Source organism: Amycolatopsis sp. SID8362, assembly GCF_010550475.1.
In the GTDB taxonomy this organism is placed as follows: domain Bacteria; phylum Actinomycetota; class Actinomycetes; order Mycobacteriales; family Pseudonocardiaceae; genus Amycolatopsis; species Amycolatopsis eburnea.
Genome location: NZ_JAAGNB010001821.1, coordinates 1 through 15236, shown reverse-complemented (window position 1 = coordinate 15236; position 15236 = coordinate 1). Strand labels below are relative to the sequence as shown.

Here is a 15236-nt window from a genome sequence, read left to right as displayed (position 1 = left end):
GTGGGTGGCGCAGCTGCGCCTGCTGCGGCGGCACCCGTCACTGCTCGCCCGGCAGGCGGGGGACCAGATCACCCTGGAGCGGGACCTGGCGGCCGTGCTGGTGGCGCGCGGGCCCGGCCTGGACGAGGGGACGGCCCGCCTGATGGCGGCGACGTTCCTCGCCGCGCTGCGCACCGGGGCCGTGCTGTGGCTGGAAAGCGCGGACGATCGCCCGTTGGCCGAGCTGGTGGACGACCTGCTGGGCCGCGTCCACTTCGGCTAGAACGTGCCCGGCCCCCGGGTGACCGGAGGCCGGGCGGGGCTCAGGGCAGCGGCAGGGGCGGGTAGATCCGCAGCCGCTGGACCGGCATGTCGTAGGTGCCCGGCCCGGCGATCGGGGGCACGAGCACGGCGTCGCCCCGGAGGGTGACCTCGACGGCGGTGCCGGGATCGGCTTCGAGGGTGGCGACCGCCTTGTCGTCCCACGGCTGCCCCGGCGCGGTGGACGGCAGCTGGTACCCGGTCACCTTGCGCAGCTCCGAGGCCGGTGGGTCGGCGTAGCCGTCGTTGCGCAGGACGTACCCGCCGGAGCGGGCGGCGACCGACCCCGGTCGCAGCGGCATGCCGCCCGCGGTGAGCACGTGCAGGGCCGGCCCGCCGCGCTTCCACGGGTCGCCGATGTCGGCCTGGCGGTCGGCGAGGGTCTGCTTGAGGACGTTCAAGCGGTGGTCGAGGCAGATTTCGAGGCCGAACGTCGCGTTCGCGTCGATTTCGAACAACCGCTCCCGGACGAACGCCGCTTCCGAGTACGCCTTTTTCACCAGCGGGTCGCTGGAGCTCCCGACGGCGGCCTGGGCCGGCACTCCGTCCATGGCGGAAGCGAGCTTCTTTTCGACGCGCCCGGCCTCGCCGCCGCCGGTACCGCCGCGCAGGTACAACACGCTGTTGTAGTAGATCGGCGCGTTCTCGCCCATCATCTCCGAATGCCACAGCACCGAGCCCGGCACGATCAGCCAGTGCTTGAGCCGCGCGGTCCGGAACATCCTCTCCAGCGCGTCCCAGATCTGCGGGAATTGCTCCGCCGGGTAGGTGTGGCTCGTCGCGGGATCGGCAGGCCGGAGGTAGAACTCGGGCGCCACGAACACTTTCAGCGTGTCAGCGTCGTCGTTGCCCAGGTTCGCGAGCGCGATGTTGACCACCGCGGCCAGCCGCCGCAGCCGGATGAACCAGTCGGTGCTTTCGGCCGTCTTCGGCACGGTGATGTCGGCGACCGGGTCGGACAGTTTGCCGGGCGGCAATCCGGCCAGCGGCTTCACCGCCTGGCCGAGGCGGTGGGTGGCGGTCGGCACTTCGTAGGCGATGTAGCGGAAACGGGTGTACGGCACGGTTCGACCTTCCCCTCAGTGGTGGAACGGCGGCCGACGTTACCCCCTTTCCCGTGCCCCGGCTTTCGGCCGAACGGGTAAGCGCAATTCCCGGTGGTGCCACCGGCGGAATTGCGCTGGACCGGAAGGTCGAGCAGATCTTTTCGCCGTTCGCGGTTTTCCGGTTCCCGGGTTTGCGGTGATCTTTCGCCGGGGCGGGGCGCGGAAAATGATTCGTGCGCCGGGGCGCGGCCGGGCTACCTTGCCGCCGTGGCCGACATCAACGGGAACTGTGACACGAAGTTCGACAAGGTCGGCGAGGCGCTGGCGGCCTCGCTGGACGACGGCGACGTCGGCGCTTCGGTCGCCGTCGTCGTGGACGGGGAAGTGGTGGTCGACCTCTGGGGTGGGTACATCGACGCGGCGCGGACCACGGCGTGGGGCCGCGACACCATCACCAACGTCTGGTCCACCACCAAGACGATGACGGCGCTGTGCGCGCTGGTCCTGGCCGACCGCGGCGAGCTGGACCTGGACGCGCCGGTCTCGGCGTACTGGCCGGAATTCGCCGCCGCGGGCAAGGAAACCGTGCTGGTGCGACACCTGCTCGGGCACACCGCCGGCCTGCCGGACTTCGAGGGGCCGATCGCCGTCGAAGATCTCTACGACTGGCCGGCCGTGACCGCGCGGCTGGCCGCGCAGGCGCCGCGGTGGGCGCCGGGCAGCGCGGGCGGGTACCACTCCGTCACGTTCGGGTTCCTGATCGGCGAAGTCGTCCGCCGCGTCACCGGGCGCAGCCTCGGCACCTTCTTCGCCGAGGAGGTCGCCGGTCCGGTGGGCGCCGACTTCCACATCGGACTGGGTGCCGAGCACGACCACCGGGTCGCGCCGCTGCTCGCCGATCCGTCGGGCGACAAGCCGCCGGGTTTCCTGATCGGGGTGTCGGATTCCCACCCGGTCGCCTGGCGGCGCGCGGAACTGCCCGCCGTCAACGGTTACGGCAACGCGCGGTCGGTGGCCGCCCTGCAGTCGGCGCTGGCGTGCGGGGGCGTGGCCGGCGGCGTCCGGCTGCTGTCGGCGGCCGGTGCCGAGCGCGTTTTCGAGGAGCAGTTCCACGGCGTGGACCGCGTGCTCGGCACCCCGATGCGCTACGGACTGGGCTACCGCCTGGAAGGCCGCACGTGCTCCTGGGGCGGCTGGGGCGGTTCGGTGGTGCTCGCCGACGCCGACCTCCGCATGACGGTGGCGTACGTGATGAACCAGGTCCTCTGGGAGGACGGGTACGCCCGCGGGCTCGGTCTCGTGATGGCCGCCTACGACGCGATGACGGCTTAGCGGCCGAGCCGTACCGCGTTTTTGTGATATCCTCGTGGTGTCCGGACACTCGGTTCCCGAATTCCCGCCCCGACGATTCTTCCGCTCGGCGATGTGAAGGGGAATGTCCATGAGAGACATCGTTCTGGCCCAGACAGCCAACATCAACCCCGGCCTGGCGGCCATCGGGTACGGACTCGGCGCGATCGGTCCGGGAATCGGCGTGGGCCTGATTTTCGCGGCCGTCATCAATGGTACCGCGCGGCAGCCGGAAGCGCGCGGGAAACTGCAGACGATGGGTTATTCGACGTTCGTGCTCTCCGAAGTGCTCGCGTTGATCGGCGTCGTCATCTATTTCATCACGTATTCGAAGTGAGCCCGCGGGCGGCGTGCTCGGCCAGCCCGGTCGCCATGTCCTGCATGAAGCGCCGCAGGTAGCGGCGGAGGAACCAGCGCATGCCCCAGCGTGCGGAATACGTGCCGTGCCACCGGATCCGGGTCCCGCCGCCGGGGAGTTCGAGCAGCTCCACGGCGGCGCGGTAGTCGCTCAGCTGCGGGTTTTCCGCGCCCTCGTAGGCGAAGCGGCGTTCGGGTTCCAGCGCGGTGACGCGCTCCTTGGTCACGACCTTCCCGGTGCGGAACGCGCGGACGCCGTCCGGCTGCTCGCTTTCCAGCGCGTCGATCCGCGACCAGGCCGGCCAGGTCCGGGCGTCGAGCAGCAGGGCCCACACGGCCGCGGGTGGCGCGGTGGATTCGGCCGTGACGTCGTAGGACTGCGTTGCGGTCATGCGGCAACGCTAGGGCGGCGAGCGGTGCGCGTTCCAGCTCCGGGATTGCGGTGCACCGCTCAGGAATTGCGGTAGGCCGACGGGCGGGCGCCGGTGTGCCGCAGGAAGGCGGCCGACAGCGGCCCGGGGCCGGCGAACCCGCACCGGGCCGCGATCCGCTCGAGCGAGAGGTCCATGCCGCGCAGCAGCCGCTTCGCCTCCTCGACCCGCAGCCGGGTGAGGTACCGGTGCGGCGTCTCGCCGGTCGCCGCCTTGAACACCCGGACGAAGTGGTAGACGGACAGGTGCACTTCGGCGGCCAGGTCGGCGAGGGTGACCGGATCGGCCAGCCGCTCGCGCATGACCGCGACGGCGGCGCGCACCCGCGCGTCTTCCCGGGCCGGCGCCGGCCCGGCGCGTCGGCGACCGTGCCGGGTGAACAGGTGCGTGGTCAGGAAGGCGGCCGCGGACTCGGCGTAGAGCTCACCGGCTTCGCCCGGGAACCCGATCGTGCGAACGACTTCCTCGAGCAGGGCGTCCCCGGCGGCCAGGGACGCGGCCACGGCGTCGAAGTCGACGGCACCGCCGCCCAGCTGCGCCGCGACCGAGTCGACGGTGTCGCGCGGGATGTGGATCTGAACGCTGCGCATCGAGGCGTCCCCGCGGTACCGGCGCGCGGCGGGCCGGTGCGGGATCCCCAGCTGAAGCCGCCCGGGCACCCAGGGCGCGCCGGCCGCCACCTCGGCGCGTCCGGACACCGGGAGCACGAGGTGCAGGTCGGCGGTCCCGGGCAGGTGCAGGTCTTCGGCGACGGGCACGTGCTCGAAGCGCTGGACGAGCAGCGACCGCCAGCCGGCGTGCTCCCAGCTGCAGTAGGTTCGCCGGACGTAACGCTCCCACGGCACACCGGCGTAGGGCTGGAGATCGAACCGGGCGGAGTCGAACACCACGACCCGAGGCTACCGGCGGACGCGGGTGCTCCGGTGGCCGATCAGTGGTCTCCGTCCGGATCCGGCGAGGTTCCTGCGAACTCCTTGACGACGGGCACGTCGCCGATCGCCGTGCGCAGCCGCTCCTGGGTGTCTTCCATCCAGCGGAGCACATCGGACCAATGGTCCTCGTCGTCGATGGTGGGACCGAGCAACCTCGTCTCGATCCGGCAGCCCTTCCTGCTGGGCAGGTCGGCGAAGATGAGGTCCTCGCCGAACCTCTTCGTGATTTCGTCGCGCCGGTCGGCGAGCAGCCGCCATCGGCTCAGGTTCGTCGCGGGGTCAGGGTCACCGAAGTACAGCTCCGACCGGCAGCCGAATCTGGTGAACGACACCACCCAGTTCACTCCGGAAGTTCCGGCCGGCATCTGGAACCAGTTCTGCGTCGTCGCGGTGGCTTTGGTCCAGCCGCGCTGCTGGGCGACCGGGACGAACCGTGCCCAGAACCGGCGGTAGAGCGCCTCTTTGGGAGACCCCTTGGTGGTCTTGGGAACAGCGCCGTCGACCTCGTCGTCCGGCGGCTGCGGCACGGCGGCGGGTGGCCCGACGACACGGATGATCGCCGTGGCCAGCCGATCGACGGTGGTGATCGCCTCGTTGGTCTCCCCGGCGGTGATGGATTGCTTCGCGTCGGTCTTTTCGGGATCCCGGTCGGCTTCGTGGGCGATCTTGTTGCGCCGTTCGACGATCCGTTTGAGCGTCTCTTGAACTTCGGTCGAAGAGTGGGTGTGATCGAACTGCTCGGTGAGCCACTTGGCGACCGCGGGCCAGAGGGCGACGTCGCTGACGTGGCCCAGCGCGTCTTTGATCTTCTCGGGAGCTTGGAAGGACTGCCAGCCGAATTGATCTCGGAGGTACCCCGCGAAAGCCGTGGCGAGGTCTTCCTCGTTGCGCTGAAGGCCTTCGAACAGCGAGAAGGGGATCCGCAGTTTCAGGAACTTCTGCGGGCGTGGCGCGGAGACGTCGAGAGCGAAGCCCAGTGCCCGGTCGTACAGCTCACGGTGGATCCAGTGATCCAGCGCCGAGACGGCCTGGACCCACGCCGCGCGGTATCAGGTCCGCTACGTCGAACGCGCCGACTTGGAGCCGCTCGAGGTGCTGGCCGCCTTTGACGAGGTCTTTCGCGTAGTCGAGGTTGCTCCGGAACTCGACGAAGCCGCCTGTCGCCCAGCCCTGACCGTCCGGAACCTCGGAAGAGTCCATCCGTGCAGTATGGCCGAATGCGGCCCCGGGCGAGTTCAGCGGCGGACGCGGGTCGATTCGCGGACGACCAGCTCCGGGGTGAAGACCACCGCCTGGCGTTCGACCGTCGTGTCCGCCGTCTCCGCCAGCAGGAGTTCCGCCGCCGTGCGGCCGAGGCGGCGGGCCGGCTGGCGGACCGACGTCAGGGGGACCGCGGCGGCGCCGGCGAACTCGATGTCGTCGTAGCCGACGATCGCCATCTCCTCGGGGACGCGGACGCCCGCGCCCACCATGGCCTGCAGCACGCCGAGGGCGAGGAGGTCGTTCGCGCAGAAGACGGCCGTGGGGCGGGGGCTCGTGCCGAGCAGCCGCGCGCCCGCGTCGCGGCCCGAGGTGACGTCGAGGCCGATCGCCTCCAGCACGGTCAGCTCCGCCGCCGAGCCGGCGAGGGCCGTGCGGACGCCCTGTTCGCGGTCGCGGCACTGGGTAAGGATGGCCGGGCCGTTGACGAACGCGATCCGCTGGTGCCCGGTCTCCAGCAGGTGCCGGGCCGCGAGCGCGCCGCCCGCGATGTCGTCCACCGCCACCGAACTCGCCTCGGACGCCGGTGCCTTGCGGTCGACGAAGACGTACGGCGTGCCGCTGCGCCGGAACGCGCGCAGGGCTTCGCCCGACGTGGCGACCGGGCTCAGCAGCACGCCGCGGACCCGCTGTTCGGCGAACATCGCGAGGTACGACGCCTCGAGGTCGGAGCGCTGGCCGCTGTTGCAGGTGATGATGTTGAGGCCCTCGGCGTGCGCGGCCTGCTCGGCCCCGCGGGCGACGTCGACGAAGAACGGGTTCCCGAGGTCGAGCACGAGCAGCCCCATGATGCGGCTGCGCCCGGCCCGCAGCTGCCGCGCCGACTCGTCCCGGACGTAGCCGAGCTCTTCGATCACCGACAGCACCCGGTTGCGCGTGGCCGTGGCCACCACTTCCGGCCGGTTGACCACATTGGACACCGTGCCGATCGAGACGCCCGCGCGCTTGGCGACGTCCTTGATGCCGACCACCGCACCCCCTCGCTGAGAAGGCGTGAGCCTACCACGATCTGAAACGTTTCAGACGCTGATTCCCGCCGATAGTCGGATGATCGCGCGGCTAGGCTCCGAGCCGGGTGTCCCTGCCGCTGGGAGGAGTCCGGGTGCGGATCTTCACGATCGTCGTGTCACTGGTGCTGACGTGGGTGCTCTCCGGGGCCGTCGCCTCGGCTTCGCCCGTCGTGGAAGGGGACACCGACGACCCGGTGACCGCCGCGCCCGCCGTGACGCGGCCCGATACCGCGCACTGCAGCGTCACCCTCGCCGACGCCTTCCGCTCCAACGCCGCCGACGGCACGCCGCGGTTCTACGAGGGCACGCTCGCGCCGCCCAAGGCCTGTCCGGGGCCGTGGGCGAAGGTCGTCATGGACCAGACCGTCACCGTGAGCGGGCGGCAGTACGACCGGATCGGCGATCTGCGGATCGGCGGGACCGAGGTCTGGTGGGGGACGACCGAGGAGCCCAGTGGTGAGGGCCGGCGCGCGATCACCTACCACTTCGACAAGGACCTCACGCCCTACGCCGCATTGTTGCGCACGCCGCAGCCCTTCCACGGCGGCATCGAGAACTACAACTCGCCGGTCTACACCGGTGTCTACGCCCAGACCGTGACGCTCACCTACTACCAGGCCGACCGCAAGCACCCCGCGCCCGAGACCGCCGACCACGTCGCCGGGTTCGGGCACGCCGACGCGACCCCCGCGGCGCCGACCGTGCACTTCACCGCGAAAGACCTGCCGCGCAACATCACCCGCGCCTATCTCGAGGTCACCCTCGAAGGCCACGCCTGCGACGAGCAGTGGTTCGACGACGTCCCCGACGAGGTCTCGGCGAAGTACCCGGCCGCCGGGTTGTGCGGCAAGGGGCCGTACCGCGAAGCGAACTTCGCGATCGACGGGACGCCCGCCGGCAGCGCGTTCACCTTCCCGCACATCTACTCCGGCGGGATCGTGCCGCAGCTGTGGCGGCCGATCGTGGCGATCGACACCTTCAGCCTGCACGCCGAAACCTACGACGTGACGCCGTTCGTCGGCCGGCTCGTGGACGGCGGGACGCATGACTTCTCCTTCTCCTTCCCGGACATCGGCGGCGAGTTCACCGTCGTCCCGACGCTACTGCTCCACACCGACAAAAACGCGGCGCGCACGTCCGGTGCCCTCACCCGGCACGACGTCGCCGCGGCGCCGGACCGCCGGACCGCGGTGAAGGACATCGACGGCGGCGTGAACGTCACCGTCACCGCGAAGCGCGACGACGTGACCGCCGGCTACGTCGACACCTCCGCCGGCCGCGTCTACACGCGCGTCGAACGCACCCGCGACTACCGCAACAGCGACGACGTCACCGGCGGCGGCTTCACCCAGCACGTCGTGCAGGCCGACGCGGGGCAGCAGACGTCGGTGTCCACAGTGGACGGCCGGACGCGGTCCGCCGCCCGGCACACGTGGTCCTACCCGCTGACCACCGACGCCACCGCGAACATCACCGACGACCAGAACCTGCGGATCTCCGGCGCGGCCGAGATGACCAAGGTGCTCGGCGACCTCACCGGCGACGGCCGGAGCTGGCGGCCGGTGGCGGCGTCGCGGGAGTGGCTGAGCTCGTCGGGCGTGCTGGCCCGCACGAACGGCGTCAACACCGAGGCCGACGGGCGCTCGCAGACGTCGTTCGCCGGCGCGGACGACGCCGGCCGCCCGTACTTCCACTACGCCGCGAGCGAGCACGGGCTGATCACCGCGAACCGGGAGGTCCGGGGGTGAGTCCCGTCTCGCCGTCGGTCACCCGATCGGGCTAGTGCGGTACTGTCGGGTGCATGGGGAGTCTCCGCTCACGGGTACTGGGCTGGGTCGGCCGCCGGTACCTCGCCCGGCAGTCGAAAAAGGGTTTCGACCTCGAAAAGATGTCGTCGCTCCTGCCCGATTCGGCGCTGCTGCCGCTCAAGCGCGACGGGCTCGACCCGGTCGCCGAGCTGGCCGCGCGCCGGTCCGAGGCGCCGATCGGCAAGCTCGACCTGCCGTTCGGGATGAACGCCTGGCTGGTCACGGGTTACGACGAGGCGAAGGCCGTCCTCGGCAAGGCCACCGGGTTCTCCAGCGACTTCGGCAACCTCGTCGGCAACGCCGGGGTGACCGCGGACCAGAACCCGGGCGGCCTCGGTTTCGCGGACCCGCCGGTGCACACGCGGCTGCGGAAGCTGCTGACGCCCGAGTTCACTATGCGCCGGCTCGGCAGGCTGGCGCCGCGGATCGACGAGATCGTCGCCGAGCAGCTCGACGCGATGGCCAAGACCGAGGGCCCGGTCGACCTGTGGCAGGCGTTCGCGCTGCCGATCCCGTCGCTGACCATCTGCGAGCTGCTCGGGGTGTCCTATGAGGACCGCGCCGAGTTCCAGCGGCTGAGCACCGCCCGCTTCGACCTCTTCGGCGGCGCCGGCGCGTCGCTCGGCGCGATGTCGGAGTCGCTGACCTACCTGCTCGACATCGTCAAGAAGCAGCGCGAGGAGCCCGGCGACGGCCTGCTCGGCATGCTGATCAAGGAACACGGCGACGAGATCGACGACCGCGAGCTGGCGGGCCTCGCCGACGGCGTCCTCACCGGCGGTCTCGAAACGACCGCGAGCATGCTGGCGCTCGGCGCGCTGGTGCTGCTGCGCGACGAGAAGGCCCTCGAAGCCGTCCGCGGTGACGACGAGTCCGTGCACCGCTTCGTCGAGGAGCTGCTGCGCTACCTGACCGTGGTGCAGATGGCGTTCCCGCGCTTCGCCAAGCAGGACATGGACATCGCCGGCGTCCACATCTCCGAGGGCGACATCGTGCTGGTGTCGCTGTCGGCCGCCGACCGCGACCCCAAGCTGGGCGCGGGCATGGAGGAGTTCGACGCCACCCGCGAGCCGACGTCCCACCTGGCGTTCAGCTACGGCATCCACCGCTGCATCGGCGCGGAGCTGGCCCGCATGGAGCTGCGCACGGCGTACCCGGCGCTGATCAAGCGGTTCCCGAACCTGCGGCTCGCCGTGCCGGAGCAGGACCTTTCGTTCCGCCAGGTGTCCATTGTGTACGGACTGGACGAGCTGCCGGTGCTGGTCGACTGACTCAGTGCGGGATGGCCCGCCGCGGCCGTCGCCCGACGCGGTCGCGGTGCGCTTCGATGACCATGGCGACCTCGACGGCGGTGTCCGTGGTGGCGAGCTCCGCGAGGTAGCCGACCCCGGCGGCCAGGATCGCCAGGTCCGCCGAGAAGTAGACGCCCATCAGCGGGTTCACGAACAGCTCGCTGCCCGCGGTGCGGGTGGTGGAGTGCACGTCCCCGAACTCGCCCCGCAGCGCGGCGGCGATCTGCCCTTGCACGATGCTCGGCCGGTCCGGGGTCGCGCGGTTCGCGTCCGCGACGGCGTCCAGGTAGGCCGCGGCTTCGGGGGAGGCCGACGGGATCGACAGCGCACCCAGGTACCCGCCGGCCCGGTCGAGGGCGGCGAGGTTCTCCAGCACGTGGGCGTGGCAGACGCCGTGGAAGGCGTCGATGCCGAAGCCGAGGCTGACGACGACGCGGTCGGGGCCTTCGAGTGCGGCCACCGCGGCGAGGCTCGCCATGTCCTCTTCGGGTGTGCCGAGGCCGGACTCGTCGCCGCGCAGCAGGATGTCCGTGCCGCCGTCGACGAGCACCACCGCGTCCACGCCGAGCCGGCCGGCCAGGTCCTCGTACGCCGCCCGCAGCGGCCGGGCGCCGACGCGCGGGAAGGCGTGGACGACCGCCGGCCACCCCTGGGTGCCGAGCCAGCGGGCGAGCGTCCGCTCGGGGAAGTACGCGTCGTCGCCCGCGCTGCCGGGCCGCACCCGCGCGACGCCCGGGGCCGCCCAGTCGTCGAGGTCGAGGCGGTTCAGGTCGCTGAACGCCAGGTTCGCGAAGTGCACTTCCTTGCCCTGGGCGCGCAGCGCGACCGCCAGCGGGATACCGGCGTAGACGTCGAATCCGCCGCCGGCGCCCGCGACGAGCACGCTGCGCGCGGAGCCGAGACGGCTGAACAGGGGTGGTTCGGCGAGGGTGTGCACCACGCCATGCTACGGGGCGGCCGCGTTGTCCACTGTGGACTCAGCGCACCCCGCGCGGCCGGAACTGGATGCTGATCCGCGGCCCGACCGCGCGGCTCGTCTTCGGGATCGCGTGTTCCCACGTGCGCTGGCACGAGCCGCCCATGACGATCAGGTCGCCGTGGCCGAGGGCGTAGCGGTGGGACTCGCCGCCGCCGCGGGGGCGCAGGGCCAGCTGGCGGGCCGCGCCGACCGAGACGATCGCGACCATCGTGTCTTCCGTGCTGCCGCGGCCGATCGTGTCGCCGTGCCAGGCGACGCTGTCACGGCCGTCGCGGTAGTAGCACAGGCCCGCCGTGCGGAACGGCTCGCCGAGTTCGCCCGCGTAGTGCTCGCTCAGCGCGGCGCGCGCCTCGGCCAGCACGGGGTGGGGGAGCGGCGCCGCTTCGCGGTAGAAGCACAGCAGGCGGGGGACGTCGACGAGCCGGTCGTACATCCGGCGCCGCTCGGCCTGCCACGGGACGCGGGTGACGAGGTCGGTGAACACCTCGCCGGCGCCGTCGAGCCAGCCGGGCTGGACGTCGATCCACGCGCCCGAGCCGAGTTCGGTCCGGCGTGGTGCCAGCGCGTGCAGCGTGACGGGACCGGATTCGCCGAACAGCGATGCCTGCAGTGCCGGGGTCGTCATGGGTCCGACCGTACACGATGTTCGAACAGATGTTCTACGTGAAAACCCGGCCGGACCCGCGACCGGTCAGCGCGCGAACTCGTAGACCAGCTTCTGGATCCCGTTGCCGTAGGACGCGCTGTCGATCAGCTTCAGGTTCTGCTTGTCCTTGTCGGTCTCGCTGAACAGCCGCTTGCCGGCGCCGAGCAGCACCGGGAACACCAGCAGGTGGTAGCGGTCGATCAGGCCGGCGTCGGCCAGCGACCGGTTCAGGGTGGCGCTGCCGTGGACGGTGATCGGGCCGCCTTCGGTCTCCTTGAGCGCGGCGACGTCGTCCAGGGACCGCAGGATCGTGGTCTCGCCCCAGTTGTCCACCAGGTCCGCCTCGGTGAGCGTCGTCGACACGACGTACTTCGGCATCGCGTTGTAGCCGGCGAACTCGACGGTCATCCCCGGCCAGACCGGCGCGAAGGCCTCGTAGCTGACGCGGCCGAGCAGGAGCGCGGTGGACTCCTCCTGCTCGGTGCCCTTGATCTCGTACGCGGCGGGCTCGAACTCCACGTCCTTGAAGGTCCAGCCCGCGTTGCGGTAGCCGGTCTCGCCGCCGGGGGCTTCGACGACGCCGTCGAGCGAGACGAACGAGGTGGAGATCAGGGTGCGCATGGGTGCTCCTCGGAGAATCGGTGGTGCCTTCACGAGTCTGTCGAACGGGGTCGGCCGGATTCGACACGACCCCGGAAACTCTTGTCCGTGACGGCATGAGCTCGTACAGTCACAGCACCGCCGCCTCGAATGACCCAGGAGGTCGACGGTGCGCAGAATTCACGGTGCGGGTGTGGTCGTGGCGGTCGCGGCAGGACTCGCGATCCTCGCCCCCGCGGCGAACGCCCAGGTCGGGACGGGTCCGTGGACCCCGGAATCGCCGGGCTACTCCGAGCAGGAGCGCGGGTGCGGCCAGCTCTCCGGCCTCACCTTCCAGCTCACCTGCTCCACCGCCAGTGGTGACCAGCGCGCGGAACGCCGCTACACCACCTACACCGGCGGTACCCACCAGTTCGAAGGCTCGTTCAAGATCACCAGCATGTCCGGCTCCCGGATCAGTCTCAAGCAGACGTTCCGCGACGGCTCGAACGCCGGGCCGTACTTCATGCTGGCCGTCGAGAAGGGCGGCCGGATGTACGCGGTGGAGGGCGGGGCGACGCTGGGCAGCGGCGCGACCGTCGGCACGTCGGTGCGGGTCAACACGATCAACCAGGTCGGCAGCTCGCACAAGGTGTACCTCAACGGCTCGCTGAAGCAGACGATCTCCAGCGCGAGCGGCAGCTACTACGACAAGATCGGCAGCTACCGCACGTCCAGCGGCGCGGGGCCGATCACCGTGCAGTGGAGCGGCGTGAAGTTCTGGCGCAAGTGACGCGGCGGCGGCGCTCCCGGATCACGCCGGGGGCGCCGCCCACGCGTCGAGGTCGTCCCAGGCGGACAGTCGCAGGCCGCTGGTGAACCGCCGGGGCGTCCCGGTGACCGGGTCGTCGAAGGCGAGCACCTTGGCCAGCAGCTGCAACGGTTTCGTGAAGTCCCCGAGTGGTTTTTCCCGCAGTTCCGGGTAGAAGTCGTCGCCGAGGATGGGGACGCCGAGCCCGCTGAGGTGGACACGCAGCTGGTGTGTGCGGCCGGTCGACGGCTTCAGCCGGTACCGCCCCAGCCCGTCGCGGTGTTCGAGCAGCTCGACGTGCGTCTCGGCGTTCGGCTCGCCCGGCTCCTCGCGCGCGGCGAGCACCCCGCGTTCCTTGACGATCCGGCTGCGCACGGTTCGTGGCAGCTCCAAAGCGGCGTGGAAAGGCGCGATCGCCTCGTATTCTTTGTGGACCTTCCGGTCGCGGAACAGCGTCTGGTACTTCCCGCGCAGCTCCGGCGTGATCACGAACATCACCAGGCCGGCGGTGACCCGGTCGAGCCGGTGCGCGGGGGAGAGCTGCGGCAGGTCCAGCTCGCGCCGCAGCCGGACGAGCGCCGTCTCGAGGATGTGCTGCCCGCGCGGGATGGTCGCCAGGAAGTGCGGCTTGTCGACGACCAGCAGGTGCTCGTCGCGGTGCACGACGTGGATGTCGAACGGGACCGGCACCTCGTCGGGCAGGTCGCGGTGGAACCAGATGAACGAGCCGGGCTCGAACGGCGTGTCGACGCCGAGCGGGCCGTCGAGGCCGTGGATGCGCTCCTCGCGCAGCATTTCCTCGATGCGGTCCGGCGCCACGCGGGGCAGCCGGTCGACGAGGTGCGCCAGCAGGGTCGGCCACGCGCCTTCGGCGGGGAGCTTGAGCCGGGCGGGGTCCAGCCCGTGGCGCGGCGGGATCGGCGGCCGGAGCTTGCGTCTCATCGTCCCCTGACTCTAGCTAACCGTCCGACGACGTCCGGTAGCGCGCGAGGTAGCGGGCGGTCGCTTCGGCGTTCTTCGCCTCGGCGGCTTCGGCGCGGACGTGGCGTCCGGTGTTGTGCGGGAAGCCCTGCCTGCCGAGCCGGTGCTCGATGCTCTCCTCCATGTACGCGCAGGAGTAGAAGTACGCGACGAGCGCGGCCATGAGGACCAGCGAGAGCCGCAGCCAGATCGAGCCGGGCAACAGCAGCCACACCGCGCACAGCGGCAGGATGCCGACCGACCGCTGCAGCACGTACCGCGCGCGCCAGTGCTTCGACGTCGCATCCTGCAGCACCCAGTCGTTGAGGCGCTCGGGGAGCCGCACGCCGACGGCGTAACCGAACCAGCGGAGCACACTCGGTCGTTCCATGATTTCGATAGTACACTAATGCTTAGTGCGCTAATCATTAGCGCGATCGACGACACAGTAGGATCGGCGACATGATCGACCTGGGTGAGGACCCCCTGAAGCTGGACCGGCAAGTGTGCTTCGCGCTGTCGGTGGCTTCGCGCAGCGTGATCGCGATCTACCGGCCGCTGCTCGAGCCGTACGGCCTGACCCATCCGCAGTACCTGGTGATGCTCGCGCTCTGGGAACGCTCGCCGCGTTCGGTGAAGGACCTCGGCACGTCGTTGCGCCACGAGCCCGCGACGCTTTCGCCGCTGCTGAAGCGGCTGGAGGCGCTGGGGTACGTGACGCGGGCCCGCAGCCGGGAGGACGAGCGGCAGCTGACCGTCGAGCTGACCGAGCAGGGCCGCGCGCTGCGGGCGGAGGCGGAGAAAATCCCGTACAAGGTGGTCGAGACGCTGGGGATGGAGCTGCCCGAGCTGGAGGCGCTGCACGCGGCGCTGAGCCGGGTCATCGCCGCGACCGGCTGAGGAATTCCCGGCCGCCCGGCGCGTTGCCCCTGGAAAGCCTTCCGGGAGGAACCGTGCTGAAGATCAGGCTGGGCGTCGCGCCGGCGGCGGGAACGGGACCCGGCGAGTTCGCCGGGCTGGCGCGGCGGCTGGAGGACGCCGGCGTCGATTCGCTCTGGCTGTCCGAACTCGTCTACTCGCCCGAAGTCGATCCCGTGGTCGGGATGACGCACGCGCTCGCGACGACAGCGAAGCTCAAGGTCGGCACCGGTGTGGCGATCCTGCCCGGCCGGCACCCGGTGCTCGTCGCGAAGCAGCTGCTCACCCTGGCCGGTCTCGCGCCCAAGCGGGTGCTCCCGGTCTTCGGGCTGCGCCCGGCCCGCGCCGCCGAGCACGACCTCTTCCCGGTGCCCGCCGGGCGGCGCGCCGCGGTGTTCGACGAGTCGCTGACGCTGCTGCGGCGGCTGCTCGAAGAGGACGACGTCTCCTTCGACGGCGAGTTCTTCCAGCTCGACGGCGTCCGCCTCGGGCCGCGGCCGGCCAAGCGGCTGGACGTCTGGCTCGGGGGAGCGGCGCCGGCCGCGCTGCGCCGGGCC

18 protein-coding genes and 2 pseudogenes are annotated in these 15236 nt (G+C 71.0%); 8 read left to right on the top strand and 12 right to left on the bottom strand.

What is annotated here, in order from left to right:
• Nucleotides 1–262 (top strand): annotated as a pseudogene (locus G3I65_RS55445) (TetR family transcriptional regulator); the annotation flags it as partial.
• 40 nt (nt 263–302) lie between these two features.
• Here G3I65_RS55445 and G3I65_RS55440 read toward each other — a convergent pair.
• Nucleotides 303–1364, bottom strand: a complete 1062-nt coding sequence (locus G3I65_RS55440) for a hypothetical protein (protein WP_160704593.1) — start codon at nt 1362–1364, stop codon at nt 303–305.
• Nucleotides 1365–1613: 249 nt separating this feature from the next.
• Between G3I65_RS55440 and G3I65_RS55435 the strand changes: the two genes are divergently transcribed.
• Both G3I65_RS55435 and G3I65_RS55430 read left to right on the top strand, forming a co-directional pair.
• Nucleotides 1614–2678, top strand: coding sequence for a serine hydrolase (locus G3I65_RS55435; RefSeq protein WP_160704591.1), 1065 nt, complete (start codon nt 1614–1616; stop codon nt 2676–2678).
• A 109-nt stretch (nt 2679–2787) separates the two neighbouring features.
• Entirely contained in the window at nt 2788–3033 is a 246-nt protein-coding gene (locus tag G3I65_RS55430; RefSeq protein ID WP_160704589.1) for an ATP F0F1 synthase subunit C, read from the top strand.
• Here G3I65_RS55430 and G3I65_RS55425 read toward each other — a convergent pair.
• From G3I65_RS55425 to G3I65_RS55405, 6 genes and pseudogenes are all read right to left on the bottom strand, one after another.
• Nucleotides 3017–3445, bottom strand: a complete 429-nt coding sequence (locus tag G3I65_RS55425; protein ID WP_160704587.1) for an SRPBCC family protein — start codon at nt 3443–3445, stop codon at nt 3017–3019. The two genes, G3I65_RS55430 and G3I65_RS55425, sit on opposite strands and share 17 nt — an antisense overlap.
• A 59-nt stretch (nt 3446–3504) precedes the next feature.
• Nucleotides 3505–4374, bottom strand: a complete 870-nt coding sequence (locus tag G3I65_RS55420) for an AraC family transcriptional regulator (RefSeq protein ID WP_160704585.1) — start codon at nt 4372–4374, stop codon at nt 3505–3507.
• Nucleotides 4375–4415: 41 nt separating this feature from the next.
• Nucleotides 4416–4943, bottom strand: coding sequence for a DUF4268 domain-containing protein (locus G3I65_RS55415; protein WP_160704583.1), 528 nt, complete (start codon nt 4941–4943; stop codon nt 4416–4418).
• A gap of 33 nt (nt 4944–4976) precedes the next feature.
• A pseudogene (locus G3I65_RS59230) lies at nt 4977–5210 on the bottom strand (HEPN domain-containing protein); the annotation flags it as partial.
• Nucleotides 5211–5409: 199 nt separating this feature from the next.
• Nucleotides 5410–5616, bottom strand: a complete 207-nt coding sequence (locus G3I65_RS55410) for a hypothetical protein (protein ID WP_160704581.1) — start codon at nt 5614–5616, stop codon at nt 5410–5412.
• Nucleotides 5617–5651: 35 nt separating this feature from the next.
• Nucleotides 5652–6647, bottom strand: a complete 996-nt coding sequence (locus G3I65_RS55405) for a LacI family DNA-binding transcriptional regulator (protein ID WP_160704579.1) — start codon at nt 6645–6647, stop codon at nt 5652–5654.
• Nucleotides 6648–6778: 131 nt separating this feature from the next.
• Between G3I65_RS55405 and G3I65_RS55400 the strand changes: the two genes are divergently transcribed.
• Nucleotides 6779–8434, top strand: a complete 1656-nt coding sequence (locus G3I65_RS55400) for a peptide-N4-asparagine amidase (RefSeq protein ID WP_160704577.1) — start codon at nt 6779–6781, stop codon at nt 8432–8434.
• A 53-nt stretch (nt 8435–8487) separates the two neighbouring features.
• The gene (locus G3I65_RS55395) at nt 8488–9765 is read left to right on the top strand and encodes a cytochrome P450 (protein WP_163046932.1); all 1278 of its coding nucleotides are present in this window, start codon (nt 8488–8490) and stop codon (nt 9763–9765) included.
• A gap of 1 nt (nt 9766) precedes the next feature.
• Here G3I65_RS55395 and G3I65_RS55390 read toward each other — a convergent pair whose 3' ends face one another.
• The 3 genes from G3I65_RS55390 to G3I65_RS55380 form a co-directional block, all read right to left on the bottom strand.
• Complete coding sequence (locus G3I65_RS55390; protein ID WP_160704575.1) at nt 9767–10723, bottom strand: DUF1152 domain-containing protein; 957 nt, start codon at nt 10721–10723, stop codon at nt 9767–9769.
• A 40-nt stretch (nt 10724–10763) separates the two neighbouring features.
• Nucleotides 10764–11390, bottom strand: a complete 627-nt coding sequence (locus G3I65_RS55385; protein ID WP_160704573.1) for an alpha-ketoglutarate-dependent dioxygenase AlkB — start codon at nt 11388–11390, stop codon at nt 10764–10766.
• Nucleotides 11391–11456: 66 nt separating this feature from the next.
• A complete protein-coding gene (locus G3I65_RS55380; protein WP_160704571.1) occupies nt 11457–12032 on the bottom strand; it encodes a dihydrofolate reductase family protein in 576 nt (191 codons plus the stop codon).
• 148 nt (nt 12033–12180) lie between these two features.
• Between G3I65_RS55380 and G3I65_RS55375 the strand changes: the two genes are divergently transcribed.
• On the top strand, nt 12181–12783 hold the full coding sequence (locus G3I65_RS55375) for a hypothetical protein (protein ID WP_160704569.1): 603 nt from the start codon (nt 12181–12183) through the stop codon (nt 12781–12783).
• A 21-nt stretch (nt 12784–12804) separates the two neighbouring features.
• On the opposite strand, the gene G3I65_RS55370 is transcribed toward G3I65_RS55375, so the two are convergent.
• Nucleotides 12805–13743 carry an RluA family pseudouridine synthase gene (locus tag G3I65_RS55370; protein ID WP_160704567.1) on the bottom strand — a complete coding sequence of 313 codons (939 nt, stop codon included), beginning with the start codon at nt 13741–13743 and terminating at the stop codon, nt 12805–12807.
• A 16-nt stretch (nt 13744–13759) separates the two neighbouring features.
• Complete coding sequence (locus G3I65_RS55365; protein WP_166641809.1) at nt 13760–14152, bottom strand: DUF5313 domain-containing protein; 393 nt, start codon at nt 14150–14152, stop codon at nt 13760–13762.
• A 71-nt stretch (nt 14153–14223) separates the two neighbouring features.
• Here G3I65_RS55365 and G3I65_RS55360 point away from each other — a divergent pair, with 71 nt between their 5' ends.
• Together G3I65_RS55360 and G3I65_RS55355 are read left to right on the top strand one after the other, a co-directional pair.
• Complete coding sequence (locus G3I65_RS55360; protein WP_160704565.1) at nt 14224–14661, top strand: MarR family winged helix-turn-helix transcriptional regulator; 438 nt, start codon at nt 14224–14226, stop codon at nt 14659–14661.
• 53 nt (nt 14662–14714) lie between these two features.
• The coding region (locus G3I65_RS55355) for an LLM class flavin-dependent oxidoreductase (RefSeq protein ID WP_160704563.1) at nt 14715–15236 on the top strand (522 nt) is incomplete at its 3' end.